This window comes from Streptomyces aurantiacus (assembly GCF_001418335.1).
Taxonomy (GTDB): domain Bacteria; phylum Actinomycetota; class Actinomycetes; order Streptomycetales; family Streptomycetaceae; genus Streptomyces; species Streptomyces aurantiacus.
Map to the genome: position 1 here is coordinate 1 of NZ_LIPP01000502.1, position 1,968 is coordinate 1,968.

At 67.0% G+C, this 1,968-nt stretch carries 2 protein-coding genes; both read left to right on the plus strand.

Going from position 1 to position 1,968, the window contains the following annotated elements; all coding sequences use genetic code 11:
* Positions 1-348: 348 nt before the first annotated feature.
* Positions 349-1,110: a class I SAM-dependent methyltransferase gene (locus tag AOK01_RS39495; RefSeq protein WP_055520398.1), complete on the plus strand. Its 762-nt coding sequence runs from the start codon at positions 349-351 to the stop codon at positions 1,108-1,110.
* A 65-nt stretch (positions 1,111-1,175) separates the two neighbouring features.
* Positions 1,176-1,931, plus strand: a complete 756-nt coding sequence (locus AOK01_RS39500) for a thaumatin family protein (RefSeq protein WP_245702614.1) — start codon at positions 1,176-1,178, stop codon at positions 1,929-1,931.
* Positions 1,932-1,968 lie beyond the last annotated feature (37 nt).

The following is a 1,968-nucleotide window of genomic DNA, read 5'->3' on the forward strand; positions in this document are numbered from 1 at the left end:
TGATCGCCGTCTGCCGATATCACGTGCTCTCTCACGTTTCCTTCCCGGTGAACTGGGGGCCCACCGGCCGTCGTTCGCTCGAAACAGGGAACAGAGTCAACGGATGGTCAACGTCCGTGATTCAACCAGCGCTCGGCCCGGTGTCACATACTCCGGAGACGCGGATCCATACGTGTGCGTCCACAGGCACAACCCGTTGCCGGGTGCGCCGCGGAACCGTCAGCGGGCCTGCCTTCCGATGAACCGTTCGGCCCGTGGATGCGTGGTGCCCGCCGACGGCGAACGACGTCAGTGACGAGTCCGCCGATGACACACCGGTGCAGCGTCACAAGGAAGGCAGGAAACACGATGACCGCAGTGGCCGACAGTACGCGGTATCCCCTCGTACTCGACGACGTACTCGGCTGGTTCTCCCCACTCGACCAGGGGCTCTTCGGCTGGTTCCTCACACGTCAGAACGACCGTGGCGAACGAGGTGACCTGCTGGAGATGGGTGTCTACATGGGGAAGAGCGCGGTCTTTCTCGGCGAACACCTGAAACGCGGAGAGACATTCACCGTGTGCGACCTCTTCGAATCCCCGGCGTCCGATGACGCCAACAACGCGGAGATAGCGCAGTACCACCCTTCCGTGAGCCGGGAGGCGTTCGAGCACAACTACCTGTCGTTCCATGACGAGTTGCCCCGTGTTCTGCAAGCCTCGACCTCGGTCGTGCCGCACGAGGTGGCGCCGGCCTCGTGCCGCTTCGTGCACATAGACGCCTCGCACCTGTACGAGCATGTGTCCGGGGACATCGCCGCGGCCCGCGACGCCGTGCTCCCCACCGGCCTGGTCGTGCTGGACGACTTCAGGGCCAAGCACACTCCCGGTGTCGCCATGGCCACCTGGGAGACGGTGCTCCTCCACGGCCTGCGCCCGATCTGTCTGAGCGAGGACAAGTTCTACGGAACCTGGGGTGACCCGGAGCCGGTCCAGGAGGAGCTGGTGGCGATGCTCCGTGAGCGCCATGACTGCAGTCTCACCCTTGAGGTGGCCGGGGGGCACCGCATCGTCAGGACCGACATGCTCGGCGCCGGGGCCCAGCACACAACAGCTCCTTCATCTCACTGACGACTGAGAGGCATGTTGTGCGCATACGGTCACTCCTGCTCGCTCTCCTACTGGTCGTTGTCGGTGTGTCAGCCACAGCGGCGTACCAGGCCCGTTCCGGTGACGCCGACGAGCGCATCACCGAGGCGGCAGCCGCCGACGCCGCTGAACACACCGTCACCCTGAGGAACGAGACGGGCAGTCATGTGTGGGTGGGCAGTACGGCCAACACCGACGGCTCGCCCCCGCTCACCGAGTTGCCGACGCTGGCCCCCGGGCAGTCCGCCACCGTCACCATCCCTGAGCGCTCGGGCGCCGGACACTGGCGCGGCACGCTCTTCGCCCGTCAGGGCTGCACCGGTGAGGAAGGCACCACGTTCCATTGCGCCGTCGGCGACTGCGGCCCGTTCGCCGACCGCTGTTCCCTCGGCGAACAGCCCGTCGGTCTGGCCGAGTTCAACTTCGACACGGCCGACACGGCGGCTCCCTGGTACGACGTCAGTTACGTCAACGCCGTCTCCGTACCCGTCACCATCACCCCCGACGGCGTGGCGCCACCCGAGAACGGCGGCGAGTGCGCCGAAGCGGGCTGTCCCGGTGATCTGCTGTCCGCCTGCCCGCCCGAGAACCTGACCAGGGAGCAGGGCACGGGCAAGCCGCTGGTGTGCGTCAATCCGAACCGGGACGCGAAGACCGCCTACAGCGAGGCGCTCACCCGGCAGTGTCCCCGGGCCTACGCCTGGTCGAGGCACGACGCCGAGGCGGGCAACCAGGTCGTGCGTCAGTGCAGCAAGTGCAACGGCCTGACCGTCACCTTCCACGGAGCCGGCGCGGCCCGGTGAGCGAGGAAGTGGCATGTCCGGCCGGCCTCAGCTCTCT